This window comes from Bradyrhizobium denitrificans (assembly GCF_013179005.1).
Lineage (GTDB): Bacteria > Pseudomonadota > Alphaproteobacteria > Rhizobiales > Xanthobacteraceae > Bradyrhizobium > Bradyrhizobium denitrificans.
The window spans coordinates 69,240-94,670 of the sequence record NZ_JABFDP010000029.1; the positions used below are offsets into that span (position 1 = coordinate 69,240).

Annotated in this window: 22 protein-coding genes and 1 pseudogene; 9 read left to right on the plus strand and 14 right to left on the minus strand. The window is 62.0% G+C overall.

Going from position 1 to position 25,431, the window contains the following annotated elements:
- Window positions 1-16: 16 nt before the first annotated feature.
- From HL671_RS29045 to HL671_RS29110, 14 genes are all read right to left on the minus strand, one after another.
- Window positions 17-1,186: an LPD7 domain-containing protein gene (locus HL671_RS29045; protein WP_035651161.1), complete on the minus strand. Its 1,170-nt coding sequence runs from the start codon at window positions 1,184-1,186 to the stop codon at window positions 17-19.
- Entirely contained in the window at window positions 1,170-3,116 is a 1,947-nt protein-coding gene (locus HL671_RS29050; RefSeq protein ID WP_172240982.1) for a type IV secretory system conjugative DNA transfer family protein, read from the minus strand. Before HL671_RS29050 ends, HL671_RS29045 begins: the two co-directional genes overlap by 17 nt.
- The gene (gene virB11 / locus HL671_RS29055) at window positions 3,082-4,113 is read right to left on the minus strand and encodes a P-type DNA transfer ATPase VirB11 (RefSeq protein ID WP_172240985.1); all 1,032 of its coding nucleotides are present in this window, start codon (window positions 4,111-4,113) and stop codon (window positions 3,082-3,084) included. Before virB11 ends, HL671_RS29050 begins: the two co-directional genes overlap by 35 nt.
- The gene (virB10, locus tag HL671_RS29060) at window positions 4,110-5,255 is read right to left on the minus strand and encodes a type IV secretion system protein VirB10 (protein WP_172240988.1); all 1,146 of its coding nucleotides are present in this window, start codon (window positions 5,253-5,255) and stop codon (window positions 4,110-4,112) included. The genes virB11 and virB10 overlap by 4 nt, the downstream gene beginning before the upstream one ends.
- Before the next feature lie 10 nt (window positions 5,256-5,265).
- Entirely contained in the window at window positions 5,266-6,117 is an 852-nt protein-coding gene (gene virB9, locus HL671_RS29065; protein WP_172240991.1) for a P-type conjugative transfer protein VirB9, read from the minus strand.
- On the minus strand, window positions 6,114-6,785 hold the full coding sequence (locus HL671_RS29070) for a VirB8 family type IV secretion system protein (RefSeq protein WP_172240994.1): 672 nt from the start codon (window positions 6,783-6,785) through the stop codon (window positions 6,114-6,116). Before HL671_RS29070 ends, virB9 begins: the two co-directional genes overlap by 4 nt.
- A 358-nt stretch (window positions 6,786-7,143) precedes the next feature.
- Window positions 7,144-8,130, minus strand: a complete 987-nt coding sequence (locus HL671_RS29075) for a TrbL/VirB6 family protein (protein WP_021078666.1) — start codon at window positions 8,128-8,130, stop codon at window positions 7,144-7,146.
- An 11-nt stretch (window positions 8,131-8,141) separates the two neighbouring features.
- Complete coding sequence (locus HL671_RS29080; RefSeq protein WP_021078665.1) at window positions 8,142-8,390, minus strand: EexN family lipoprotein; 249 nt, start codon at window positions 8,388-8,390, stop codon at window positions 8,142-8,144.
- The gene (gene virB5, locus HL671_RS29085) at window positions 8,387-9,109 is read right to left on the minus strand and encodes a P-type DNA transfer protein VirB5 (RefSeq protein WP_172240997.1); all 723 of its coding nucleotides are present in this window, start codon (window positions 9,107-9,109) and stop codon (window positions 8,387-8,389) included. The genes HL671_RS29080 and virB5 overlap by 4 nt, the downstream gene beginning before the upstream one ends.
- Window positions 9,106-11,472, minus strand: coding sequence for a VirB4 family type IV secretion/conjugal transfer ATPase (locus tag HL671_RS29090; protein WP_172241000.1), 2,367 nt, complete (start codon window positions 11,470-11,472; stop codon window positions 9,106-9,108). Before HL671_RS29090 ends, virB5 begins: the two co-directional genes overlap by 4 nt.
- On the minus strand, window positions 11,465-11,803 hold the full coding sequence (locus tag HL671_RS29095; protein WP_172241003.1) for a VirB3 family type IV secretion system protein: 339 nt from the start codon (window positions 11,801-11,803) through the stop codon (window positions 11,465-11,467). Before HL671_RS29095 ends, HL671_RS29090 begins: the two co-directional genes overlap by 8 nt.
- A gap of 16 nt (window positions 11,804-11,819) precedes the next feature.
- The gene (locus HL671_RS29100; protein ID WP_172241006.1) at window positions 11,820-12,116 is read right to left on the minus strand and encodes a TrbC/VirB2 family protein; all 297 of its coding nucleotides are present in this window, start codon (window positions 12,114-12,116) and stop codon (window positions 11,820-11,822) included.
- Window positions 12,117-12,195: 79 nt separating this feature from the next.
- Window positions 12,196-12,756 (minus strand): lysozyme family protein, encoded by a 561-nt coding sequence (locus HL671_RS29105; RefSeq protein ID WP_172241009.1) that lies wholly within the window; start codon window positions 12,754-12,756, stop codon window positions 12,196-12,198.
- Window positions 12,757-12,793: 37 nt separating this feature from the next.
- Window positions 12,794-13,426, minus strand: a complete 633-nt coding sequence (locus HL671_RS29110; RefSeq protein ID WP_172241012.1) for an acyl-homoserine-lactone synthase — start codon at window positions 13,424-13,426, stop codon at window positions 12,794-12,796.
- Window positions 13,427-13,641: 215 nt separating this feature from the next.
- On the opposite strand from HL671_RS29110, the gene HL671_RS29115 reads away from it, so the two are divergent.
- The 9 genes and pseudogenes from HL671_RS29115 (at window position 13,642) to HL671_RS29155 (ending at window position 25,354) form a co-directional block, all read left to right on the plus strand.
- Window positions 13,642-14,370: an autoinducer binding domain-containing protein gene (locus HL671_RS29115; protein WP_172241015.1), complete on the plus strand. Its 729-nt coding sequence runs from the start codon at window positions 13,642-13,644 to the stop codon at window positions 14,368-14,370.
- 398 nt (window positions 14,371-14,768) lie between these two features.
- Window positions 14,769-16,258: pseudogene (locus tag HL671_RS29120) on the plus strand (replicative DNA helicase).
- Between the two features lie 446 nt (window positions 16,259-16,704).
- Window positions 16,705-16,881 (plus strand): hypothetical protein, encoded by a 177-nt coding sequence (locus HL671_RS29125; protein ID WP_172241018.1) that lies wholly within the window; start codon window positions 16,705-16,707, stop codon window positions 16,879-16,881.
- A 205-nt stretch (window positions 16,882-17,086) separates the two neighbouring features.
- Window positions 17,087-17,974: a DUF3991 and toprim domain-containing protein gene (locus tag HL671_RS29130; RefSeq protein WP_172241021.1), complete on the plus strand. Its 888-nt coding sequence runs from the start codon at window positions 17,087-17,089 to the stop codon at window positions 17,972-17,974.
- Window positions 17,975-18,147: 173 nt separating this feature from the next.
- On the plus strand, window positions 18,148-18,546 hold the full coding sequence (locus HL671_RS29135; RefSeq protein WP_172241024.1) for a hypothetical protein: 399 nt from the start codon (window positions 18,148-18,150) through the stop codon (window positions 18,544-18,546).
- Window positions 18,547-18,777: 231 nt separating this feature from the next.
- Window positions 18,778-19,086: a DUF4326 domain-containing protein gene (locus tag HL671_RS29140; protein ID WP_172241027.1), complete on the plus strand. Its 309-nt coding sequence runs from the start codon at window positions 18,778-18,780 to the stop codon at window positions 19,084-19,086.
- Window positions 19,087-19,330: 244 nt separating this feature from the next.
- Window positions 19,331-19,936: a DUF1419 domain-containing protein gene (locus HL671_RS29145; RefSeq protein ID WP_172241030.1), complete on the plus strand. Its 606-nt coding sequence runs from the start codon at window positions 19,331-19,333 to the stop codon at window positions 19,934-19,936.
- A gap of 18 nt (window positions 19,937-19,954) precedes the next feature.
- Window positions 19,955-20,149 (plus strand): hypothetical protein, encoded by a 195-nt coding sequence (locus HL671_RS29150; protein ID WP_172241033.1) that lies wholly within the window; start codon window positions 19,955-19,957, stop codon window positions 20,147-20,149.
- A gap of 108 nt (window positions 20,150-20,257) precedes the next feature.
- On the plus strand, window positions 20,258-25,354 hold the full coding sequence (locus HL671_RS29155) for a helicase-related protein (protein ID WP_172241036.1): 5,097 nt from the start codon (window positions 20,258-20,260) through the stop codon (window positions 25,352-25,354).
- Window positions 25,355-25,431 lie beyond the last annotated feature (77 nt).

Below are 25,431 nucleotides of genomic sequence, written 5' to 3' on the forward strand. Positions count from 1 at the left end.
GGAGAAGTCGGCGCGATCAGCGTTCTCGTTGCTGAATTCTCACGCGCTCGCCGTTCCGGGCTTGCAGAGCATCACCTTTATCGCCTTCCGATCGATGACGGTCCTGAGCTGGTTCCATGACGGTTGCTCGGCCGAATGAGTGTCCTTGCCCAAGATGGTGTGCGATCCGTTCCCTCGCCGCTTCCATGATGCTGTGACGCGCGCGTAAATCCTTGGGAAACGCGCGCTCCAAGGCTTTCTCGATGATAACCATTTGCGACTGCGCCGTCACCAGATCGGGTTCACGGGCGGCTGTCTGCCGATCTGCCGCGCGAAATTTCTCAGCAGTCACCTGCCAACGATTGCGCGGCATCTGACGCTGTTCGATATGTGCATGCCCACTGGTGGCGTCGATCACCCTGATCTCTTTTGTGACGCGCTCGACACCGTCCCGGCGCACGTGAACGCGATCACCGGGCTTCGCGTTGCTGTCGGCCGTCGCCTTTTCAAGACCCACGCCCCACACTTGATGCTGGCGGCCATTGTCGAGCTCGAGAGCAACATAAGTGGTCGCTTCGGCATCGGTACGATTGCGGTAAGGTGCCTGACCGACCTCGATCAGGCGTCCGGATATGCCCTTGTCGTAGTCAAACTTATCCGCGCGCTCTCCTTTATCGGAAGCCCAACGAGCCTCGACTTCCGGGGTGCCCGAATGGGCCCGGTCCCAGACTTCTCGCCGATCAGCAAGGGTCTGTCGGTCAAGCTCAGTTGGCTGATAACCCTGAACCTCTAGTCCGCGCGCGCCGGCTTCAAGCCAGGCCTCGCGCCGGAATTCCACGGAGCCGCGGACCTGGAGAGAATCCCATTGCCGATGTTGCGCCACGCTGACCATGTCGCGGATCACTTCGGCCGCCGCCAGACGCGTGACCAGGCGGTCGTCGGTGACCTTGAAAGCGAGATACTCGCCGCGCTCGTCGGCATAAAGCCGCGCCTCGCCGGCTGGCCGATCTTTTCCGGGCTCATTGGTCACCACATAATATTTGCGCCGGATACGATCGGGCAGCGCATCGCCACCGACCATCGCGGAGGGTGATTTGTCCGACGTCGTCGCCCGACCCTCGCCTGATTTGTCTGCATTGGGATCGCGACCGGCGCGATCCTGCCGTTTGAGGCTAAAGTCCTCGCCGCCGTCAAGCGTGCCGTTCATGTTGCCGTCCATTCTGCTTCCGGCTTGGCCGTCGCGCCAGTGGGAGGGCCTGAGCGTCGATGTAATTCAAGGTCCAGGCTTTCATGTCGTCCTCGGACAGCCCTTCAAGATCCACATCCACATCGCCGAAATCGAAACTGGCATTTGCGGGAATTGTGGAGGGGTCCGCCACTTCCTCGTCGGTCATCGGCCGCGTGCGAAATACCGCGCGCAGTTCGGCGACCTCGGAGCGAAGCTCCTTGATTTCGGCGTCAAGCAGCGCATTCGAACGGCCCTTGGGCATCTCCGGGACGGGTGCCGGTAGTAGACGTGTGAGGAACGCCTTGTCTTCGTAGTATACAATCTTGTCGGCAATGATGGGCGGAATGCCGGTGCCGAGGATGAAGGCCTTGGATTTTGCGAGCAGTTTGAGCTCTTGAGGAAGCATGAGCGCGCGACGATGCTCTGAGATCGTCTCGCTGGTCGAGCGCATCGCAAGTCCCTTTGGACCGCTGCGGCTGCGCGCTTTCACGGTGTCATAACCGATGCGCTCCGAAAGCTCATTAGCGATCTCCTGTTCCTTCGGCGCGAACACTACCTCGACGGCATGGTTGGTCATGAAGTTGCGGGCCGCATCGAGTCCATAGATTGCGCGTAGCTGCGCCGGGCTCTGAACCACGGTGAGCAGGCGGATGCCGTATCCGGCGATGAACGCGACCGATTTCGCCAGCACATTGACATTGCCCAGCGCTGGAAATTCGTCGAGCAGCAGCAAAACCTTGCGAGTGAGTTTGGGGTTCTGTTCCGGCAGCTCGCGGGTATTAAGATCGACCACCTGCTGAAAAAGCAGATTCAGAAGCGGCGCCATGCGGTCGAGATTGTCGGGCGTCACGCCGAGATAGATCGACATCGGCCGTTGCCGCAAGAGGCGCAAATCGAAATCGTTGGTAGATGTGGCTGCATCGATGCGATGGTTCAGCCACAGACCGAGCCTTGCGGTGACGGTCTTGCGCACCGAGTTCATGGTGTTTTCGGAAGCGGCGAGGAAGTCGTTCAAGGCTGTTATGCAGTGTCGCGACAGTGGCGAAGGTCCGGACTTGCGAACGGCGATGATCTTCTCAAAATGCGTCTTGAGGTCGGGAGCCGCGGACAGCTGGTGCAGGATTTCGCCGATCGTCAATGGCAAGCCCGGCGTTTCCGCGACATAGCCGCCGATTGCAACGAAGGCCGAGCGAGCCGCCTCGAACCAGAACGGATCGCCGCGGCTTTCGGCCGGAAACAACATCACAGCGATGCGCTGCAGATCGTCATAGAGATCCGCCGGATCGCTGCGCACATAACCGAGAGGATTGTAGCGAGCGGTGCGACCGTTTTCCTCAAGCGGATCGAACAGATGGACCTCCTGACCATGGGCCGCCCGGAATCCCGCTGAGCGATCCCAGTTCTCCTTCTTCACATCCAGCACAACAACCGAATCCGGCCAATTGAGCAGGTTCGGAATGACATAGCCGACGCCCTTGCCAGCGCGGGTCGGTGCGTAAACCAGGACGTGTTCGGAGCCGCCGAAACATAGCAGCGCACCGTCCTTGCGTCCGAGCAGGATGCCTTCAGCGGAACGCAAGCCCGCGGCCTTGATCTCCCGCTCTGAGGCAAAGCGCGCGCTGCCATGAAGAGGGAGCGGGCGTTCACGGAGGATAGCGCCGAGCATTCCGAACACCACAACGACGCCGGCGAGCGTTGCCAACGTCAGCCAGCGGTCGAATCGCGGGTCGGCGCCGTAACGCGGCCATCCCGTGGCGATCTCCAACCAGTGGAATCCGCCGTCATGCAGCCGCAACCCGAGCAGCAGAACGTTGGAGGCGACCAGTAGGAACAACGCGCTGGCTGCAAGCGCGAGCGCGCTGCCGAACGCCGCCTTAGCTGATGTGGTCGCGTTTGCGAACGGGGTCATAATAGATTTCCGTGATGCGGTAGCGGCCATCGCGCTTTTGCATCTGGACCACGACGTCGACCAGCAGCAGCAGCAGCGAGCGGATATCGTCGCGATGCAGATCGCGTCCCTCCGCGCTTTCCTTGACCAATAAGGTGAGTTGTTCGAAGGCGAGCCGGGCACTGTCGGCATGAACCGTCGTGATCGACCCCGGATGTCCGGAATTCACGTTCCTCAGGTAGAAGAAGGCGGTCCCATCGCGCAGCTCCTGCAACAGGATCCGGTCGGGCCGCATCCGCAGGCAGGATCCCAGCAGTTCGCGCGGTCCGACTTTCGCAAGACCCTGCCCGTCCTTGGCGTAGAGCAGCCGCACACAATTTTGATGCGGGATGACAAGCTCGGCGGTGTCCTCGATGGCAATCAGACGTTCATGCGCCGGGATCGCCGCGATCAATGCCTTCGACAGCGTAGTCTTTCCCGAACCAGTCGCCCCGGAAATGATGATGTTGCGACGAGTTGAGACCGCAAGCTCTAGAAACTCGCGCCAGGCACCGGCTTCTTTCAGGGCGAGCAAGCGATGCTCGTCGGCCGTGAGGTCGTCACTGGCGGCGCGGACCTCATCGAACAGTTTTGTTCGCTCAAAGGCGTCCAGTGTCATTGTCAGCACCGACGGCTTGCGGATCGTGAGACTGACCATGCCGGCCGGCACCGCTGGCGGCACCACGATCTGGCAGCGCTCTTCGCCGATCAAGCTGGTCGAGACCACCGGGTGTTCCGGACCGATGTCCTGCCGCGTATGGCCGGCGGCAGCGGTCGCGAGATGCATAAGGTAAGCATGGGTGAGTGCTGGTGCTTCATGCCGGGTCCAGCCGCCAGGTCCTTCCACGAAAATCTCGCCGGGTCGGTTGACGACGATTTCGGTCAGGGTGTCATCCGCCAGATATGGCGCCAACGGCTCAAGATAGCGCGCCAGTACGAGGCGGCCGCCATCGCGTTCGATCGATGTGACCTCGCTCATTTTGTTACCACAGCCGGGGCCACGATGACCCCGGGGACGGTGCGGTCCAAGATCTGCGTGCGGCTCTCGATCCGCCGCAATTGATAGACGGAGGAGAAATCGACGTCGCGGGCGACAAAGATATTGACCAGTTCGCCTTGGTTCTTGTTCAGCGTCGGCGGGATGTTGATGGACTGCTCGACGGCAATGCTGGCGGCGGTGTTGGTGGCGCCCGTCGTATTGTTGACTTGGATTGAGCTGTCCTGCAGTTGCTGGCGCCCGATCGAGGATGCGTCGCTGACGATCGACAGCAGCAGTGCAGAACCGAACCGCTCCCAGAAATGGGTGTCGAGGTCGCCGTCGAACCCGGCGCGGCCCAGCGCGTCGGTTGCGGGCGAGGCCAGAGCTGCGATCACCCCAGTCGGGGTCTTGGCGCGGGTCCACAACACGAACATGCGTTTTGAGCCGCGCCTCACATTGCCGCGATATTCGCCGACCACTTGGGTGCCCTTTTCCATCAGCACGACGTTGCCGGAATCCGACATGACGTCTCGCATAACGACGCACGAGACGAAGCCCGCCACGTCCGACGACATCGCCGTCTCCAGCACGCACGGGATCGACGTTCCCTGTGTGACCAGCAGGTTGCGATTTGGAAGCCGTGCCGCGCGCACCCCCTCGATCGGCGTGGGCTTGAGCTTGTCGGCAAGGTCGTTGCGCGGCTCGCCTCGCCCAAAACCGTAGGGATCGATTGCGACGCTTCCGGTAGCGCCGTCGCGGGCGGCATGTCCCGATGAAATCGGCCGATTATAGGCCAATACTGGCGCGCGCCGCGCACTCTCCAGCATTTGGTCCGGTGCGGGCACAGGTGCTGTTGACGTGGCCGCGACCGGCGCGACCGGGATGGACGCCGTGATGGTCGGCACCGCCGGCGCTTCCTTGACGGGTTCGAACGCCGCAGCCTGCCGGATCATGAGCTTGCGGGCGGAATCGCTGACGGGCTTGTCGCCTTTCCAGGTCCCCCAGATGATCAGGAACGCAAACGCGGTTAGCGCCAGCGCGCCGAAGCAGCGTTTGAGCATCGCCGTTCGACCCTTGTCTGCTGTTCCCACGGGAGTAATGCCACGGTCATCGGGCAGCGTCTCGTTTTGAAGCTCGGTCATATCGCGCCGCCTATCGTGGCTTTGGGGATGAAGGTGACTTCTTCGCCCGCCGCTCGATCGAGGGGCTCGTGGTGTTGGTGCCTGGATTGACACCGACCGCGTCAAAGGCCTCGTTGAAGATGCAGAGCACGTTGTCCCCCTTGCGCAATCGGAACTCTTTTGCGGTGGCATGAACGACCACGAGCTCGCCGCGAACGTCCTTGGGTACCAAACTTTCAGAACCGTCCGAGTTGATCAGGTAGATCGCCGGAATTTCGCGGTTGCCCGCAAAACGGAATGTGGTCTCTTTGCCATCGTCGAATACGGCTTCCGGCTCGAGATCGATCGAGCCCTGCGCCGAAAACCGCCAGTTGCGCGCCCCATAGGCGTGATGCAGGTCGAAAGTTTGCTCGATCAGGGCGCCTTCGCGCTCGGCGCCGCGGGCTGCGGCGTCGATGCGCCGGCGTTCGATATCGTCCCCGGGATAGGCGAAGCGAACCACGAAGTAGCTGTCAGCCAGCGTCGTCTCGGCGATCGACAACTCGAACTGATACGAGCGCTTGCGCCCATCGGGGCGGGTGGTCACGACCTGCAGATTGGTCGGCGAATGCCTTTCCCGCGGTTTAAGGAACAGGATCGAACCCGCGGGGGCAACTTCCCATGCGACCGCGTCGCCGATCGCGACATGCGCCACCTCCTCATCATCCGCGAATACGACCTGGGTCGAGGCCCGAATCACGCCGTTTAGGCGAACCACGTTGGCCGGGTCGTAGTTTACCGTGCGCACCCGTGCATCGCGTTGCCCCGGAGACGGCTGCTGCAGGGCTTCAACGCGACCGGTAATGCCGAGTGCCAATATCAGCAAAAGAGCAAGACGTTTCATGGCACGACCTCCGGATCGGCGCGATATTCCGAAACCAGAAAGCCGAGCGGGTTGACGAGGCGATCGGCGGATGACATCGGCGCGTTGGCATAAGAAAACGTCAGGGTCGAGACCCAATGGGTCACGCGAGTTTCCTCACCTTTGCGGCTCTCTTTCATGAAACGAACAGACGCCACGTTGTCGGCCAGCAGCGAAATCGCCTTGATGCGCACCGTGGCGATGCCGAAACGGCCTTGCACGACCTGCGGGCTTTCGGGATTGGAGCCGCGATACCAGGCCGCGAAACGGGCCTGTTCGCCCTGCCCCGACAGTAGCGATATGGTGCGAAAGTTGGTTTCGGCCTCTGGGTAGCTATAGCCCTCTCGCGCCCGAACATAACGCCCGAGGAAATACTTGGTGACGGCCTCGTCGTATCGAGACGATGTGGAATTGAGCGCGGAGACCGTCTCGACGATGCCGGTGGCATTATCGACCCGGATGACGAACGGCTCCACGGTTTTCAGCGGTGCAAGCGCTGCGACCGCGCCGACAGAGGCGACCGCCAGCGCACAAGCACCCGCTGCGATCACCCAGGCTACTCGCCGCGAGCGATGGGCGGACAACAACAGATCCTGCTCCCATCGCCGTGCATTCTCGAAATAGGTTTTCAGATCATCCTGACGAACCATCTCATGTCTCCTTGCCGCAGGGGCGATAAGAAGCGCTGGCGTCGGCAAAGCGGCTTGGCGCGAAACTCATGACGGCTGAAGTCGAAGGCGGACTAGAGCTGGCATCGCCTTTGCGCATGATCGGTGCGGATGGCGGGATAGGCGGCTCAGGCGTGGCCAAAGGCGTGCCGGTTTCCCAGTCCCACAACGAACGATTGAGCGGCCGCCGGGCCAGACCGTCACATGAGGGTGGTGCCTTGGACCAGATCGCGCAGCCTCCAAGCTGCATCCCGATCACACACACAATTGAGAGTCGGTACCACATTCTTCTTATGCCCCTGATTTCCCTGGTCGGATGCCGGCGATGTCGTTTGGTCGTCTAGGCGGCCGGTGCCCCCTGCGATCGAGTGCGCCGCATGCTGCCGCCCTGACGGCTGGCCCGCATGGCCGCGAGACCGCGACTGGCCGCCCCGCGCGCGCCGGCATAGGCGCCGCCGGCTGCGGCCGTGGTATTGGCGATTAGCGGGCTCGTCACCAGCCGGCTTGCGAGTGACGCGCCACCCCCGGCGAGACCGCCAGCGATGACCGGCAGCTGCAGCGCGATGTAACCGGAGAGACCGAGCACCGCACTGATAGCGACCGCAGCCACCACCATCTCGCCGGCTGTTCCGGCGTTTGCCGCAAACCTGTCGATGAAGCCGCTGACGGTGGTTAACATCAGCCCGACGAGGGCGACCACCAGCACCAATAGGATCACGAAGTTCGCGACCTGTCGGAGCCAGGCCTCTGTAAACGGGCGGGTCGCCTCAAATAGTCCCAGCGCAATGAATACCGGGCCGAGCGCGATCACGACCCCGAGACCCACTTTGGCGTAGAGCAGAATGGCGAATTGCAGGAACGAACCGACGGCCACAAAGACCAGGAGAATGGCAGCAATCAGTGCGGGTGCGATGTTGGTCAGGCCGGCCTGGTCGTAGATCTTGTTAGCAACGTCAATCCCTTTGGACAGAAGCTGATCGAACGGAGCGCCGGAACTGGTATTCAGTCCAGACCCCGCCAAAGCATTGCCGATCTCCTTCGGCAAAGAGTCGAAGAACAATCCCGTTACGTACTGTTGGAACGTGCTCGAGTTCGTCGCTAACAGCACCACAACCACGATCCGCATTGCGCGCCAGGCAAACTCCATGATTGGCTCAGAAATCGCGCCCCGCATCACCGCGAAACCGTAAAGGATGACGTAGAGCATCACGGCGGCGCGCAGCGGACCATCGATGTAGGAAGCGAGATTCGATACCGAGGTCGACACGAATGCCGTGATCGGTTGCTCGAACTCTTTCAAGAAGCTGTCGAAGACGTTAACGGCCATCGCGGCGATCCTTATTTCAGGGCGTCTTTCATTTCTTGGACGGTGACCTTGTTGCGGGCTTCATTGGCGTTGACGCAATTTGGCGTCTTTGCGAGTTCTCCCGGGTTGTCGCGGCACGCCTTGAGAGCCACCGCAAGCTCGTCGCGATGTTCGAAAAACCAACCGACTGTTTTCGGTGGATGACTGGTGTCGGCCTCGTTGCAGCCCGTGAGGCTGATTGTCGCGGCGAGCAACAGTAGAATAAAAGTCGTCTTTCTCATTGTAGGGCTGCCTTGATCTCATCGACCAGTTGTCGCTGTTTCTCCCGCTCCCGCTGTCCATCCATGTCCACGCGAGCCTGCTGGATCATCGCCAGACCCTGCATCCGCAGCACGTCATTCTGCAGGAGCGCCTGTTCGGCCTGCAGTCGCGCCGACAGATCCAAGATCTCCTTGACGTCGGTCGCCGAGCTGATGCGAGTTCTCAGTTCTTCGAGTGCATCGATACGCTGCGAAGCGGTGTCGTAGACTGCCTGGCCCATGGAGTGCTTGGCGCCGGTCTGCCGGGCAATCCGGTCGAGCTCGCTCTGGTAATATGAATTGCCGCTGTTGCCCGCATATGCGCGGTTTTGCGAGAGATACTGATTGATTGAGTTTGCGAAGTTGCCGCTGCCCTGCCCCGCCACCAGCTTTTCGATATCGGAAAACTGTTGCGGCAGAACTTTACGAAACTGCGGCGTATTCAACAGTGCGCCAATGTCGTTGGCGTTGGTCAGTTTGTTAAAACTGTCGTAGAGCTGCTTGGCCTGGTTCAACTGGTCCTGCGCGACCTTGAGCTGCGACGTCAGCGTATCGACCTGCTTCTTCAGTTCCGTCAGTTGCTCAAATTGCCGCGCAAAGACGTTGGGATCGAACACAATCTCCGCTCCTGCCGGTGAGGCCATCAGGAGGCTCACGACCGACACGGACGCGAAAATCGTCGGCATACGCTGAACCATCATCGAACTGTCCTCCGCTCTGCGTGAAATACCGGCAGCCATTGGGCCGGATCGTCGCCGACCTCCTGCCGAATGCGATCGAGCAGTTCGACGGTTTCGGTGCGTCCGGAAAGCACCGCGAGCGCGTCGTCGAATCCGCCGAGATCGAGCTCCGCCACCACCGAGTTGTGACCCTGTTTGACCAGAAAGCGGTGGCTTTCGGGCGCGAGTTCCTCCTTGATCAGACGGAACTCGGTGTCGGTGAGGTGGAAGCCGTCGACATAGTCGGATCGCGTTCCCCGCGCATTCGGCAGGAAAATCTGGGTCGGACATTGCTCGACGATGGTGTGCGCAATCGGCGATGCCAGCGCATCCCGAGGGGATTGGGTGCCGAACACCATGACACCGTTCTGCTTGCGGATGGTTTTGAGCTTGTTGTTGGCGAGATCGCGAAAGGCGTCATCGCCGAGCGCCTTCCAGAATTCGTCGATGTCGATGATCAAACGCCGGCCGTCGATGAGGCGCTCGACACGATGGAACAGATACATCATCAGCGGCGTGCGCACCGTCGGGTGATCGAGCAGATCGGTCATGTCGAAGCCGATGGAACGGGCGTCGAGGCCGATGGCGTCCTGGTCGCCATCGAGCACCCAGCCGTAGGGAGCGCCGCGGCACCATCGCTCGAGCCGGGCACCAATCCCCTCCCGATCCTGTTGACCGAGAAAGGCGCGCAATGCGCCGAACGAACGCTCCTCCTGCCGGAGCTGGTTAAGCGCGCGCAACCCGGAATCGACCCGCTCCTCCTCGGTGACGGTCAGCGGGCGGTTTTCGGGTGTGACCAGCTTTCGGACCAGTTCGCCCAGGAAGGAGAGGTTCGCTGGTGTGAGCTCCAGCGCCTTGAGCGGCGCACAGCCGGTTGGGACGCCGTTGCGGAGCGTCAGATAAGTGCCGCCGGCAGCCCGGATGAAAATCTCGGCGCCGCGGTCCTTGTCGAAGAATACATAAGTTGCGCCGAGCCGCTCGGCCTGCGACAGCAGGAAATTCTGAACGACGGTTTTGCCGGATCCCGATGGCCCGCAGATAAAAGTGTTGCCGAGGTCGCCATGATGGAACGAAAAGTAGAACGGCGAGCCGGACGCGGTCTTGAGCATCGCAACCGCCGGGCCCCAATGGTTGCCGTCAGGCTTTCCGACGGGATAGGTGTGGAACGGGGAGAATGCTGCGAAATTGCGTGAGCTGATCGCTCCCGCGCGGGCCCGGTATTTGAATAGTCCAGGAAGCTGCGCCCAATAGGCTGCCTCAAGCCCAAGATCTTCGCGGGCGACCACGGCGCCCGCATCGGCCAGCGCGCGTCGCGCTACGCTCATGTGACCCTGCAACTGCGAAGGCGTATCGGCCGAGAGGAACAGCGAGAGGTGATGGTCGCCGAGCGCAAACCGGTTGGATTCGAGATCGTCAAGCGCGTCCGAGAGTTCGTCGATCTGCGATGCCGCGGGATCCTGAGTCGAGACGAGCTGGTTCTGCTTGCGCGTTAGCACCGTCTTGGCGTCGGCCTTCGACAGAAAGGCAAAAGATTGTGTAAGGATCAGTTCAAAGGGGGCTGAGAGTAGTGCGTTCAGCAGACCCGGCCGGGTGGACGCAGGATACTCCTTGATCCCGAACATACCGGCGAAGCGCGATCCGCCTGCGCTGCGTATTTCGAGGGCTTCACGACCGAAGATGATGCGATTCGAGTAGAGCGACGGCCCGATCGGTCCTTGTGGCAATGGCATTGGCATCCACTCGCCGGATGTGACGGCGTGGAGTAGTTCCATTGCTTCCGAAAACACGATGCCGTCGCGCTCGATCAAACCGACGGCACGCGCACCGTAACGCTCGAGTGCCGCGACGACGTCGCGCTTGGCATCATCGAGCCGTTTCAAGGCTTCGCTGTCAACCTCGACGGAACGCCCGCTGGCACGACCGAGCCGCTTGAAGAACGCTGCTGCCGCGTCCGTCGTCGCTCGGCCGGGATGCCATACCAGCGTGAGGTAGAGGTCGTTGCGAAACAGCGCTTCGCTCCGAAGCCGCTCGCGATATTGCGCATTCAGCGCTGCCGAAAATGTCGAGCTGAAAGTGCCGCTCGGGTAATCCGATGTCTGGCGACGTATCAGATAGGACCACAGCGCCAGCCGGTCGTCGGCGATATTGCGTAGCGTGAGGTTGAGTTTGGCATGAAGATCATTCAGGTCGACCGCCTCAGCCGTCTCAAACGAGATGCCGTCGATCCGGATCACCGTGATCAAGGCGCGGGTCGAGAGGCTGATGACTGTATCGGTCACGTGCCGGCCGAACGGCAAATAGATATCGGACTCGATCTCGCGGGCTTTGGCCGCTTTATTACGCATAACCAAAATCTCTCGCTCGATAACGCCGAACTAGCTTCAGCGGCGTGCAGGACGATCCGCCCCAGAACAGGGCGTTGCGCGCGCGGCCCCGGGTCTCGATCCAGGCCAGCAGAATCCGGAACATATTGGGATCGTGCCGGCAGATAATCCGACAGAGGCCGTGGATCGGAAGCGCGGCCAGGCCGTACAAAATGCTCCCGGCCACCAGGAACAGGATGCAGGAGAACATCACATTCAGCGCCATCGCCTCCATCGTGACGCCGGCGATCATGGCCGGTCGCGTGCAGGCTAGGAATAAAGTGTCCTCGGTGAGACGCGTTGGTTCAGTCATGGGTTGACCACGATCATCAGTGGCCCCCGGTCAAGGTTGAGACCACCTCGGAGGCGCCGAACGTGATGGCGACGCCGAGCACGACGTAGGCGGCCTTGCGCAGATCGAGATAACCAAACATCCAGGCGATGCCGACGATGATGACCGCCAGTGTCGCCAGCAGCCGCGCGACGTTGCCGGTCAACATGGTAACGATGTTCTGCAGCACGCCCTCGATATTCGCGGTCTGCGCCAGCGCCGGTTCGGCCAGTCCGATGCTGACAACGAGACCGATGCAAAGAAGTGCTGCGGATTGCTTGAGGCGAGAGGGCATGTGAAGGCTTCCTATGAGAGTTGCGGCCGGACCAGGCCGGATCGCGCGTTTGGTTGGAGATTTAACGAGCAAGTCGTCCTCATCGCCCATAGACAAAGGCTGACGTGCCGAGACCTGCGCGATAGACGTCCCAGCTTGGACGCTCCCTGGCGAGATCGGCACTGGAGGAAAAATTCGCAGCGGGTTCGTCGGCGGGAGGTGGCGAGGGCGCGCGTGACCCCTGGGGCATGGTGGGCTTGTCTTTCATCGCAAAACTCTTGATAGCGCCCGGCGTCGCTTTGTGGGGATCGCCTCGGTCCGCAATCGCCGTTTGAAATCGGACCTGAAACAATCGGCCGAGGCCTGCCACATGTTGGCAAGCGTCGAACGTCGTGGCTATCGTCAGCCCTGCCAGCTTCATCTCTTCGCGATCGAGTTGACCAAGGCCAATTCGAACGGGCTTGCCGGTCGCCGCCGCTTCCGTCGCAAGCTGGATCGCCTCATTTCGGTCGGTCGCCTGAAGGCGGATCGGCTTGCGCTCGCCGAGGGTGATCAGGAAGGGCTCGAACGAACTCGCTTGTTGTACGATCGCGGTCAAAGGCGCGGCCATGGCAGGCGATGCACATCGTTCAACAAGGGTAGCGAATGCGGCGGGATCCACTTCAGCCTCCGATCAGGAATAAAATCGACGCTTGCGCTTAGGCAGCGAAAGCGAAAGACGAGGGAGTTTCGATGACTGGTTTGGAAATACTGCCTGCCGTCCGGATTGCTCCGAGGGCATCATCGGTGACCGGCAACAGCCCAGCGACGGCTTTAGTGGTTCCGATCTGGCGAGGCGCGCCGAGGCGATCGAGATGCCACCCCGCCCGGCGCAGGATTCGCTCCATTCGCAGATCGGTGACGGTTGCGATCGCCTTGAGGTCGTGCTGCTGACCCCATTCAATCATCGCCGCGAACAGCTGGAACGTCGCTTCCCTCAAACCATTCTCGGCTGTGGCTTCCACGGTTTTATCAACGCAGAAACGTGAGCTTTCCCAAATTCTGGGGTTTGTTGGCGCAGCCCGGCCGTCCAACAAGACCGGAAACGTATCCGCCAGCATGTTGCGCCCGGTGGTCGGCAGTAGGCGGACACAACCGACAACGTCTTGCCTATCAATACCCAACAGATAGGTCGGCGACAGCGCATCGTATTGATCGACCTCGAGTCCATCCGACACCGAGACTTCCCATTCCAACCGATCCCGAAAGACGCGCCGTCGCAGACGGTGCATCCCGAGCGCCAGTGCGGAATTCCTCAAAAGCGCAGGACGCGTGAGTGCGACGACATTCATTCTTGATCTCCAGCTGCGAATCACAGGTTCGAGATCCACGAAATCAGGAGCGGTCACCGCTAGAAGCTGTCAGTTTCGACAGGGTGTGGGGAACAACAGCCTGCCCAAAAGCTGCCGCAAGGTCGCCGTAGACGGCGCACACGCAGGGCGCGAGTGTCGACGTAGCCGCGTCACGTCGCGTTAGGGGAAAACCATAGAGTTAGCTAAGAGGCGCAATGAAAGATGTCCAAAGGGCCTGCCATGAATTTGTCGATTGTCTTCACACTGCGCGCACCGAAGATGATTTCCGTCGCGTCGCGGAGCGGACCGCGCATGCATTGGGATTCCGGTGGTTTGCTTATTTCGGGCGCCGGGCGGATGCCCCCAACTTAATCTCGTCCTACCCGAAGAGCTGGACCGACCACTACTTCGATGAACAATACGATGAGATCGACCCTGTTCTGCAGAAGCCCCTAACCCCATGCCGAGTATTTCAATGGGACGGGCGAGCTGCGCGATCTGCGAAGTCCGCCAGAGAACGCCGTCTGTTTGACGATGCGCTCAGTTTCAAGATCAGGACAGGTTTGACGGTTCGAATTCCCGGCGGCAATGGACAATCCGCAGCGTTCACGCTGGCCGTGGATGACCGGAGCCTCGGACTCGACCGTTTTGTAGAGACCTCCCAGGATCTCTTGCAAATGATCGGCCTTACCTATCATGCGCATGTGAGCGCGAGGATGGGACGAGCCTCGTTGGCCGATCAGACGGGCACACCGCTGACACAGCGGGAACGGCAGTGCCTTGCATGGATATCCCAGGGTAAAACGATGCAAGACATTGCATCACTTCTCGACGTCACACCGCGGGGTGTGAAGTTCCATCTCGACAACGCGCGGCGAAATCTTGCCGCATTGTCCCTTCCCCACGCCGTTGCGCTTGCGATTCGTCAAGGGTTATTGCCGTAAGCGATGCGTAGGTCTGGGTCATTGCCGATCTCCGGCGCCTGCATCGATTTTACCCACAGGATGTGCCGCTCACAGTTGTTACACATGCCCCCATTATCCGTGTTTGCGGGTTCGTCGAGAGAGCAATTGGGCGTCCCCCCTCGGGGGCCGGGCTGGCGGCTGCGCTGAAGCCCCGCATGCGGGTCTTCCCCCTCGCGGGCGGCCATCCCTGACGCGTTCGGGTGCTTGACCCAATAGCCGCGAAGGCTGCTCTAATCTGGAAGGGTGCGAATCGATTGGTTTTGCCTTCGTTGGCGCTACACTTCTCCACTGGAGGGCGATTCGTCGCCCATCCCCTGCATGGTCCTTTGTTGTTAGTAGGTCCTGCACTTCAACATTGGCTCGGCGGACGGACAAACGTGTCAGAAGCAGCATTCAAACTGAAACCGTTGGAAGCTCCACACTATCGCGAGCCACCGCACAACATCGAAGCTGAGCAAGCGCTGCTCGGCGCCATGCTGATCAACAACGACGCCTTTCATCGCGTTGCCGATTTCCTGAAGGCTAATCATTTCTTCGAGCCTCTGCACGGTGGCATCTTTGAGGTGATTAGCGAGCTGATCCGCTCAAACAAAATTGCCAATCCAATCACCCTTAAGACGTTCCTTCCAGCAACGCTCGATATTGCCGGACTATCGGTTGCGCAGTATCTCGCCCGCCTGGCTGCGGAAGCGACGACCGTCATCAACGCGGCCGATTACGGCCGAACCGTCTACGACCTCGCGGTACGACGCGAGTTGATCAAGATCGCCGAGGACATGCTCAATGACGCATTTGACGCGGCTGTCGATTGCGCTCCGCAAGATCAGATCCAGCATGCCGAACAGCTTCGATACGAAATCGCCGAAACGGGACGCTATGGCGGCGGCTTCGAGACGTTTGAGACCGCGCTGGACAACGCCATTGACAGGGCCGCGCAAGCTTACCAGTCCGATGGCAGGCTCTCGGGGCTTGCTACCGGACTCAAGGATCTTGATGCCAAAATGGGCGGTCTTCAACCAACGGACCTCATCATCATCGCCGGCAGACCAGGCATGGGGAAGACGTCACTCGCCACGAATATAGCGTTCAACGTCGCAAGCGCCTACGACGCGACAGAACAGGTCGACGGCTCGCCACGGCCCGTCGCCGGGGCATCGTCGCCTTCTTCTCACTGGAAATGTTGTCGGAACAGCTTGCCACGCGCGTGCTCTCCGAACAGGCGGAAGTCCCCTCCTCCAGCATCAGGCGTGGCGACATTGGCGAGACCGATTTCGGTAGACTCCTCGACTGCCGCCAGAAAATGCGGCGGCTGCCGCTCTTCATCGACCAGACAGGCGCGCTCTCCATTGCCCAGGTCGCGGCCCGCGCGCGCCGTCTGAAACGACAGCGAGGCCTACACCTCATTGTCGTCGACTATATTCAGCTCATGCAGGGTAAATCCCAGCGCGCTGCGCAGAATCGAGTTCAGGAAATCACCGAGATCACGACCGGGTTGAAAGCGCTGGCCAAGGAGCTCAACGTCCCGGTCGTTGCGCTGTCCCAGCTCTCGCGCGGGGTCGAAAACCGCGACGAAAAGCGGCCGCAACTCTCGGATTTGCGCGAGTCAGGCTCGATCGAACAAGACGCCGACGTCGTCATGTTCGTCTATCGCGAAGAGTATTATCTCAAGAACAAAGAGCCCAGGCCGGGCACCGAAGAGCACCTCACTTGGGATTCTGACATGAGGGACGCTCGCGGCAAAGCGGAGGTCATTATCGCAAAGCAGCGGCACGGTCCGACGGGCACGGTGGCTATGACATTTCAAGGCGAATTCACTCGCTTCTTTGACCTCGCCGAACGCAGCCACTTGCCGCACCAATCCACGTAAATACCAACTCTCGCTGCTCGATCACGCCTTGCGTCACGGTCGCTGCGAGGACCAGTTTGCCGATTCAAGCCAGCTCTGCGGGCACCGCGCCGTCGATGAATCTGCGCTTGTCAACGTCACCGACGTTAGCCCGCATCCGTCACCACCTGTCTTCACCGGTTCAACGAAAGAGGAGCACTTGTTCTTGCGTGTTGATCACGACGGCATGGACCCGCGGATGAAAGATGTGCGGTTCGGCAAGGCCCGGCTTCCGGGAAAGGACCAACCCCGCTCTCGAATGGGCTTTCCTTGGTTCAAGCGCGGCCTTCCACGATCAACCCGCAAGGGGTTCGCTACGCAAGCGTGCGACCTCTTCGGCTTCGCCTGCGAGGTGACCGCGGCCTCCCATGAACACGTCGGCGCCTGTCGAGCGGGGATGGTCCCCGCCACAAGACGGGAGCCTCACGATGTCGCACAATCTCACCCTCGCACAGAATCATGCCTTCGATCTGGCCCGCACACTGATGGTGCCGGTCGTCCTCTTTGAGGTTGATGACGAATTCGGCGTCATGGTCTCCAGCGAATACGATGGCGAAGAGAACGCCATCGTTCATGAATACGACTCCTGGTCCCCGGCTCATTGAGCCGGGTGACCGGCTGCCGCTGGCACCTTGCCGGCTGCAAGGGAAGCTTCGCCGCGCTCGTGATCCGCCGATTGATGGCCTGTCAACGCGCCCTTGCATCCGGCAGGCTTCGCGGCCGGTCGGGGATGTTCCGCAAGGCTTGGAACAAGCGAGACCAACCGAGGAAAGGGCCGGCCGCCGCCTGCGGCGAGGCCGGTGAAGGAAGATGGACAAAAGAGAAATTGAAGGGTTGCGCGAAAAGGTCGGCTGTGCGGCCCTGCTCGAAAAAGAAGGCTGGAAAGTCGACATCAAGGAAAGCACCCGCCGCTCGATCAAATATCGACGCGACAGCAGAATCGTGATTGTCATCCATGACGGCCGCGGCTGGTTCGATCCGCTGTCGACCGCAAAAGGGGACGTGTTTTCGCTCGCCGAGCACCTCGGTGCTGGCGGCTTCACCGACGCGTACGATCGTGTAGCTGATGTCGTCGGCTTCATCCCAAGCGCGCCGGTCTGGCAGCGTCCTGCCAAGCCGAAGGCGATTGGGTCCATCGCGGTCCGTTGGCGACATCGCTTTGGACCTCGGCCCGGCTCCCCGACCTGGCGTTATCTGACCGACGAACGGCACATCCCTCATCGCATCATCGCCGGTATTGTTGCCCATGGCCGGCTTCGGGAAGGTCCGCATGGCAGCATGTGGGCGGCGCACACAGATTCCAGCGACACCGTCACCGGCTGGGAAGAGCGCGGCCCGAGCTGGCGCGGCTTTGCGACCGGCGGCGCCAAGGAGCTGTTTCGCCTCGGTGCTTCCGATTGCGCACGCGTCTGCGTGACCGAAGCGGCGGTCGACGCCATGAGCCTTGCTGCGCTCGAAGAACTGCGTAATGACACGCTCTACGTCAGCACGGGAGGCGGATGGGCTCCGGCGACGGAGGACGCAATCCGGGCCTTGGCCAGACGCGCCAACGTCCTGCTGGTGGCCGCGACCGACAACAATCGGCAGGGCGAGGTGTATGCCGGGCGAATTCTGTCCATCGCGGAGGAAACCGGATCCCGTTTTGCGCGATCCCGGCCGCGTGCCGACGATTGGAACGAAGACCTTTGCGCCGCGTGAGACGGGCAACAGCGAGCAAGAAGGCGAAGGTCGAGAGTTGAGCGCGGTTCCCTGCCGCATGCCCGTCCGTCGCGTCAAGGGGAGCTTCGCCCGCGTTCCGCGGCCCTTGACCCGTCGGGCCGGAGACGCGGCCGCCCGAGGGTGTTTGCAACACCCAAAGGAAGGGCCAACCCATGCCTGTTTTCACGATCGAGACGACCTATCGCCTGCCGGTCTATCGCCACCAGACCTATAAGGCCGCGACCATGGATGAGGCTTGCCGCCGCGCCATCGACGACGACGATTGGTCTACCGCAAAACGCGACTACGAGTCCGCCGGCGAGACCTATGTGACGGGCATCTGGTCTGGCGAGAATGTCGCCTACAGCGGGGCCGCACAGCCGATTCCCTCTCATTATGTCGGGACGCCGCAGCGCATCGCGTTGCACCTTGAGGTGCTGCTCGGCCTCGTCAAGGTTCTCGCGAGCCAAAGCGACACCGAGCAACTCGACCGCGCCTTCTGGCTCGAGCGCGCGCAGTCAGCGATTGCCAAGGCGGAGGCGATTCTCGCCGGCGGCGGTGAACCGGATTGACGAGGTCCGCGCGCGCTCAGCCTGACGGCGTAGCAATCGCGCGTGTCGCATCTGCAGACCCTGCCGCATCTCGCATTCGCGATCTCCGTATCGGTCGCGGACCTGCTGGACGCGGCGGCCCTGCGGTCAACGGGCAAGCCGTTCCCCATCGCGAGACGCGATTGGTGACCCTCGCGCCTGAACCCCGTCCTGCAGACCGCTCACCGCAACGGAGATCGAAAGGCGCTGTCGATGTGCAGGGTTCTCAACAAACATCAAGCAGGCGTGCCCGAGGGCGCGGTCTATATCGGGCGCGGCAGCAAGTGGGGCAATCCGTTTCGGATCGGTCCCGACGGCGATCGCGCAGCAGTGATTGCAAAATACGAGCTCTGGCTTGCGGATCAATATCAGCTCTTGCGCGCCCTGGACGAGTTCCGGGGTTGCGATCTCGTCTGCTTCTGCGCGCCGCGGCCGTGCCACGGCGATCTGTTGCTGCGGCTCGCCAATGCGACGCGCGATGAGCGGATCGCCTGGTGGCGGCGCGTCAAGGCGGCGGCATGAGCGCACAACCCCTGCCTTGTCCGGTCCCGCGCGTGAAAGAGGGAAGAGAGAATGGGAGAAAGGACAAAAAAACCCGCTGCCGCATGCCCGGCCGGCGCGTCAAGGGTGAAGCTTCGCCCGCGTTCCGCGGCCCTTGACCCGTCGGCCGGAGAGGCGGCCGCCGGAGAGGTGGACGAAGGACTGAAGTGATGAGGAGATCAGGCGGATCGCTCGCGCTTCAGCCGCAACAGGCCAGGAGCCGCCCATGCACACCTCATCCGCAATCCGCAAGATTTTCGAAGGCGTCGCGTCGCGCTGCGAGATGCACCATATGTTCAACCGTCATCGCGGCGCACCCGCCGTGGCCGACAGCGATGCTGGCGATCTGTTCGCCGGCGAGTGGTTCGAGATCGCTGAGTGCGACTACGATTATATGCTCGATATCCTGCCGCCGCTGTTCATGCGCGGCGATATGTTCGCGCTCAGCGAATACATGACCGGCAGCGTCACCAGCGTCTTCTTCGCGCTCTCAATCGATGGCCGCACCCGGTGGTTTCACGGTTATTGCGACCTTTCCGATCGTGGCTCGCCCGATCGCATGAAGGCCGCCATCATCGACCGCGAGACCCGGCCGGTGGGCGCCATGACCCGCGAAGAGCGGCTTGAGCACATCTGGTCGAGCACGCATGACGATTATCGCGGCTATGCGGGCGAGCGCTGGCCTGCCGCCATACGCGGCAAGCGGACCATTCTGGTCTATGGCGATGGTCGCGGCACCGTTCTAAAACTGCTCGACGACCTCTCGGACGACGAAGTATCCGCCAAGCTCCCCGTGCAACTGCGTCATTTGCCACAGCCGGTCGCAGCGTGAACGAGAGGGAGTCCGTCCATGGAAGCGACCTATTCCCGCCTCGGCGTCTACGTTCATGCCTCTTGGCGTGTCGTCGTGCGCGCCGCGCGATCGCGGATCGCAAAACAATACCGCCATGATCCGGCGCTGAAGCAGGCGCGCAAGCGCTTTTATTGCGAAATGCTGGCCTGCCATGCCAGGCATCAACATCTCGTCTGCGCGTTCCGGCTCTGACGTCCGCTCAGAGCCAATCCTTCACCCCTCCCCTTCACGCAATCGCGTCGCCTGCCGGGCCTGCTGCCGGCGGGACGTTCGCGTGCGCCCGTTCGACAGGAGCCTCTCATGGCGCAACACGATCCGTTTACGCTTGATCTCTTCGGCAACACGTCGCTCTCTTCGGGGCTCGGCCTCGGCGTCACGGCCTTTCCATCCACCTTTGAAACGGACGGCGACGACGGTGATCCGCCGCACCCTCCGGCGGTCGCGCGTGGAGAACCGCCCTTTGATCGACCAACCAGCCGGGCTGGGGGTGAGACGTTCTACCTCGCTGGAACGCGCGGCCTTGCCAGATCCTGGCGCGATCGGGCGCGCGACAATCTCTCCGCCATCCGCCTTGCGGCCGTGATCGAAGGCGATCAGCGTCCCGCCACCGCCGACGAACAGGCGCAGCTCATTCGCTTCACGGGGTTCGGCGCATCCGAACTCGCCAATGGCGTTTTCAGGCGCCCAGGCGACGATGATTTCCGCGACGGCTGGGAGGAGATTGGCGCGGCGCTGGAGTCGGCGGTCGGCGCAGGGGACTACGCCTCGCTTGCCCGCTGCACCCAGTACGCGCATTTCACGCCCGAATACATCGTGCGCGCGGTCTGGGCTGGCGTGACGCGGCTCGGCTTTCGTGGCGGACGTGTGCTCGAGCCCGGTATCGGCACGGGCCTGTTTTCGGCGCTGATGCCGGAGAAGCTGCGCGGGGCTTGCCATCTCACCGGCGTCGAGCTCGATCCGGTCACCGCGCGCATCGCAGCCTTGCTGCACCCTCGCGCCAACATCATCAACCAGGACTTCGCACGGACCGAACTCCCCCAGCACTTTGATCTCGCGATCGGCAATCCGCCGTTTTCCGATCGCACGGTGCGCAGCGACCGGGCATTCCGGTCCCTCAGCCTTCGGCTGCACGATTATTTCATCGTCAAGGCGATCGACCGGCTGAAGCCTGGAGGTCTCGCCGCTTTCGTGACCTCGCATGGCACGATGGACAAAGCGGACGCGTCCGCGCGTGAGCACATCGCCGGCAGCGCCGATCTTGTCGGCGCGATCCGACTTCCCGAGGGATGTTTCCGCGCCGACGCCGGCACCGACGTTGGCGTCGACATCCTCTTCTTCCGGAAGCGCCGCGATGGCGATGCTCCCGGTGACGATACCTGGCTCGAGCTCGCCGAAATCCATCCCGCAACGGAGCACGAGGGCGCTATCCGGGTGAATCGCTATTTCGCGGAACATCCGAAGATGGTGCTCGGTGAGCATGCGCTCGGGTCTGGCCCCTACGGTGAGACGTACACTTGCGTGCCGCTCCCGGCCGTCGTGCTCGAAGACGCGCTTACCGCCACCATCCTCCATCTTCCGAACGGCATCTACGATGGCGCTCCGGAGACGACCGGCTTCGATGCTAACGGGACGGCGACGGTTGTCGCAACCGCTGCCGGCGTCGGCATCCGCGAAGGCAGTTATTTCGTCGGCAGGAACATGGCCTTGATGCAGATGGTCGACGGCACAGCCGTCATCATTCCTGTGAAGAAGGGCAGGAATGCCGACGGCGTCTTCGCCAAGCACGCGCGGATCATTCGCAAGCTGATCCCGATCCGCGACGCCGTTCGCGAGATCCTTAAGTGCCAGGAGACTGACCAGCCGTGGAAGCAGGCGCAGGTCCGGTTGCGCATCGCCTGGAGCTCTTTCGTCCGCGACTTCGGGCCGATCAACACCACGGTCGTATCGTCCCTGGAAGACGAAGAGACCGGTGAAGTGCGCGAGACGCACCGCCGGCCCAATCTGGCGCCGTTCGCGGATGACCCGGATTGCTGGCTCGTCGCCTCGATCGAAGACTATGACCTCGAGACGAACACGGCGAGACCCGGGCCGATCTTCACCGAGCGCGTGATTGCGCCGCCACCGGCGCCTGTCATCGCCTCTGCCGCCGATGCGCTCGCCGTCGTGCTGAACGAGCGGGGCACGGTCGATCCCGATCACATCGCGGAGCTTTTGCACCGCGGCGTCGACGACGTGATCGGTGAACTCGGCGACGCCATCTTCCGCGATCCCGCGACCGGCGCGTGGCACACCGCCGACGGCTATCTCTCCGGTGCGGTCCGCTCGAAGCTCGCCACAGCGGAAGCCGCCGCGGCCCTCGACCCGGCCTATGCGCGTAACGTCGAGGCGCTCAGCCGCGTCCAGCCGGCCGACCTTCGTCCATCCGACATCACGGCGCGGCTCGGCGCCCCGTGGATCCCGGCCGCCGACATCATTGCCTTCGTGAAGGAGACGATGGATGCCGACATCACCATCCACCATATGCCCGAGCTCGCATGCTGGACCGTGAATGCGCGCCAGCTCGAATGGAGCGCCGCCGGCACCACCGACTGGGGCACCCATCGTCGCCACGCCGGACTTCTTCTGTCAGACGCGCTCAACTCGTCGATCCCGCAGATCTTCGACACCATCAAGGACGGCGACAGTGAGCGGCGCGTGCTCAACAGCGTCGAGACGGAGGCGGCGAAAGACAAGCTCGCCAGGATCAAATCCGTGTTTCAGTCCTGGATCTGGTCCGATCCGGACCGAACCGATCGGTTGGCCCGGCTCTACAACGACACTTTCAACAACATCGTGCCCCGACATTTCAACGGGGATCATCTGCAGCTCCCGGGCGCCTCAGGCGCCTTTTCTCTATATGGGCACCAGAAGCGGGCGATCTGGCGGATCATCGCTTCCGGAAGCACCTACGTCGCCCACGCCGTCGGCGCCGGCAAGACGCTGTCGATCGCGGCCGCGATCATGGAGCAGCGACGGCTCGGCCTCGTCAACAAGGCGATGCTCGTCGTACCCGGCCACTGCCTGGCGCAGGCGGCGCGGGAATTTCTCGCTCTGTATCCGAACGCCCGCATCCTCGTCGCGGATGAAACCAATTTCGTGAAGGAGAAGCGCCATCGCTTCCTCAGCCGCGCCGCCACGGCGAGCTGGGACGCGATCGTCATCACCCACAGCGCCTTCAAGTTCATTCCCGTCCCATCCGCCTTTGAGGCGCAGATGATCCAGGACGAGTTGGAGGCCTATGAAGAGCTCCTCGGCAAGGTCGACAGCCAGGACCGCCTCTCGCGCAAGCGCATCGAGCGGATGAAGGAGGGTCATCAGGAACGTCTCGAATCGCTGGCCTCACGCAAGGACGATTTGTTGACGATCGCCGAAATCGGAATCGACCAGATTATCGTCGATGAGGCGCAGGAGTTCAGGAAGCTGTCCTTCGCCACCAACATGACCAGCTTGCGCGGCGTCGATCCGAACGGTTCGCAACGCGCCTGGGACCTCTATGTGAAGTCCCGCTTCCTCGATGTGAAGAATCCAGGGCGGGCACTGGTCTTGGCCTCGGGCACCCCGATCACCAACACGCTCGGCGAAATGTTCACCCTGCAGCGGCTCATGGATCACGCCGCCCTCGCGGAGCGCGGCCTGCACGAATTCGACGCCTGGGCCTCGACCTTCGGCGACACCTCGACCGAGCTTGAATTGCAGCCCTCCGGCAAATACCGCCCCGTCACGCGCTTCGCGCAGTTCGTCAACGTCCCCGAACTGATCGCGATGTTCCGCTCCTTCGCGGATGTCGTGTTGCCCGACGATCTGAAAGGCTACGTCAGGGTGCCCGTGGTCGCCGGTGGCAAACGGCAGATTGTCACGGCCGAGCCGACGGCCGCCTTCAAGGCCTATCAACGCCTCCTCGACGAACGCATCAAGGCCATCGAGGAACGGGACCGGGCGCCGGAGCCGGGTGACGACATCCTTTTATCGGTGATTACCGACGGCCGCCACGCCGCGATCGACCTGCGCCTCGTCGATACCGGACAGGAGAACGAAGAGGGCAACAAGCTCAACGCCCTCATCGCCAATGCTTTTCGCGTCTGGCAAGAGACCAGCAATGCGACCTATCTGCGGAAGGACGGCAAGGCCTACGACAAGCCCGGCGCCGGCCAGCTCATTTTCTCCGATCTCGGCACCCTCGGCGTCGAGGCCAGCCGCGGCTTTTCTGCGTACCGCTGGATTCGCGATGAACTCGTGCGTCTCGGTGTGCCACCTTCCGAGATCGCGTACATGCAGGACCATAGGAAGTCCGAGGCCAAGCAGCGGCTCTTCAACGATTTCAATGCCGGCAAGGTCCGCATCCTTCTTGGATCGAGCGATACGATGGGCACCGGCGTCAACGTTCAGCTCCGCCTCAAGGCGCTCCACCATCTCGACGTGCCGTGGCTCCCCTCGCAGATTGAACAGCGCGAGGGCCGTATCGTGCGCCAGGGCAACCAGCATGACGAGGTCGAAATCCTCGCCTATGCTACGCTCGGCAGCCTCGATGCCACCATGTGGCAGAACAATGAGCGCAAGGCCCGTTTCATCGCCGCCGCGCTATCAGGCGATACGAGCGTGCGCCGCCTCGAGGACCTGGGCGAAGGCCAGGCCAACCAGTTTGCCATGGCCAAGGCGATCGCGTCCGGCGATCCACGCCTCATGCAGAAGGCGGGGCTTGAGGCCGAGATCGCGCGCCTCGAACGCCTGCATGCGGCGCATATCGACGATCAGCATGCGATCCGGCGGCAAATTCGCGACGCTGAGCGCGAGATCGAGCTGTCGACGCGCCGGATCGGCAAGATTGCTGAGGATATCGCCCGTCTCGTTCCGACTGGTGGCGAGTCCTTCACGATGGCCGTCAAAGGGACGCGCTTCGACGAGCGCAAGCTCGCTGGTCGCGCCTTGATGCAGGAGATTCTCACCCTCGTCCAGCTTCAGCACGAAGACGACGTGGTGATCGCCTCGATCGGCGGCTTCGACGTCACGTTCGAGGGCGAGCGTATCGGCCGAGACGGCTATCACTACGTGACCATGCTGCAGCGAACTGGCGCGCAGTTCGAGATCGAGCTCCCGATGACCGTGACGCCGCTCGGCGCGGTCGCTCGGCTTGAGCACCCGCTGACGAATTTCGAGGTTGAACAGGAGAACCATCGTCGGCGTCTTGCCGAAGCCGAGCGGCGCCTCGCCTCCTATCGCGCACGGGTTGGCGAAGCCTTCGCCTTCGCTGCCGAACTCGATCTCAAGCGCGCGCAGCTTGCGGAGGTTGAGGCGAACCTCGCCGCCAGCGGTGAAGAAGCGGTGCAGTTGAAGGGCGAAGAAAACCGAAGAGCTGCGTGAGCAGGAAAACCTGCTCGCAGAACGGTCGGAGCGGCGCCGCTGGCGCTCAACCGACCGTCTCGCGATCCCGGCCGCGG

Bases quoted from the DNA above. Each gene is read 5' to 3' on its own strand.
- HL671_RS29045 (WP_035651161.1), bottom strand. From the start codon at position 1,186: ATGAACGGCACGCTTGACGGCGGCGAGGACTTTAGCCTCAAACGGCAG.
- HL671_RS29050 (WP_172240982.1), bottom strand. From the start codon at position 3,116: ATGACCCCGTTCGCAAACGCGACCACATCAGCTAAGGCGGCGTTCGGC.
- virB11 (WP_172240985.1), bottom strand. From the start codon at position 4,113: ATGAGCGAGGTCACATCGATCGAACGCGATGGCGGCCGCCTCGTACTG.
- virB10 (WP_172240988.1), bottom strand. From the start codon at position 5,255: ATGACCGAGCTTCAAAACGAGACGCTGCCCGATGACCGTGGCATTACT.
- virB9 (WP_172240991.1), bottom strand. From the start codon at position 6,117: ATGAAACGTCTTGCTCTTTTGCTGATATTGGCACTCGGCATTACCGGT.
- HL671_RS29070 (WP_172240994.1), bottom strand. From the start codon at position 6,785: ATGGTTCGTCAGGATGATCTGAAAACCTATTTCGAGAATGCACGGCGA.
- HL671_RS29075 (WP_021078666.1), bottom strand. From the start codon at position 8,130: ATGGCCGTTAACGTCTTCGACAGCTTCTTGAAAGAGTTCGAGCAACCG.
- HL671_RS29080 (WP_021078665.1), bottom strand. From the start codon at position 8,390: ATGAGAAAGACGACTTTTATTCTACTGTTGCTCGCCGCGACAATCAGC.
- virB5 (WP_172240997.1), bottom strand. From the start codon at position 9,109: ATGATGGTTCAGCGTATGCCGACGATTTTCGCGTCCGTGTCGGTCGTG.
- HL671_RS29090 (WP_172241000.1), bottom strand. From the start codon at position 11,472: ATGCGTAATAAAGCGGCCAAAGCCCGCGAGATCGAGTCCGATATCTAT.
- HL671_RS29095 (WP_172241003.1), bottom strand. From the start codon at position 11,803: ATGACTGAACCAACGCGTCTCACCGAGGACACTTTATTCCTAGCCTGC.
- HL671_RS29100 (WP_172241006.1), bottom strand. From the start codon at position 12,116: ATGCCCTCTCGCCTCAAGCAATCCGCAGCACTTCTTTGCATCGGTCTC.
- HL671_RS29110 (WP_172241012.1), bottom strand. From the start codon at position 13,426: ATGAATGTCGTCGCACTCACGCGTCCTGCGCTTTTGAGGAATTCCGCA.
- HL671_RS29115 (WP_172241015.1), top strand. From the start codon at position 13,642: ATGAAAGATGTCCAAAGGGCCTGCCATGAATTTGTCGATTGTCTTCAC.
- HL671_RS29125 (WP_172241018.1), top strand. From the start codon at position 16,705: ATGTCGCACAATCTCACCCTCGCACAGAATCATGCCTTCGATCTGGCC.
- HL671_RS29130 (WP_172241021.1), top strand. From the start codon at position 17,087: ATGGACAAAAGAGAAATTGAAGGGTTGCGCGAAAAGGTCGGCTGTGCG.
- HL671_RS29135 (WP_172241024.1), top strand. From the start codon at position 18,148: ATGCCTGTTTTCACGATCGAGACGACCTATCGCCTGCCGGTCTATCGC.
- HL671_RS29140 (WP_172241027.1), top strand. From the start codon at position 18,778: ATGTGCAGGGTTCTCAACAAACATCAAGCAGGCGTGCCCGAGGGCGCG.
- HL671_RS29145 (WP_172241030.1), top strand. From the start codon at position 19,331: ATGCACACCTCATCCGCAATCCGCAAGATTTTCGAAGGCGTCGCGTCG.
- HL671_RS29150 (WP_172241033.1), top strand. From the start codon at position 19,955: ATGGAAGCGACCTATTCCCGCCTCGGCGTCTACGTTCATGCCTCTTGG.
- HL671_RS29155 (WP_172241036.1), top strand. From the start codon at position 20,258: ATGGCGCAACACGATCCGTTTACGCTTGATCTCTTCGGCAACACGTCG.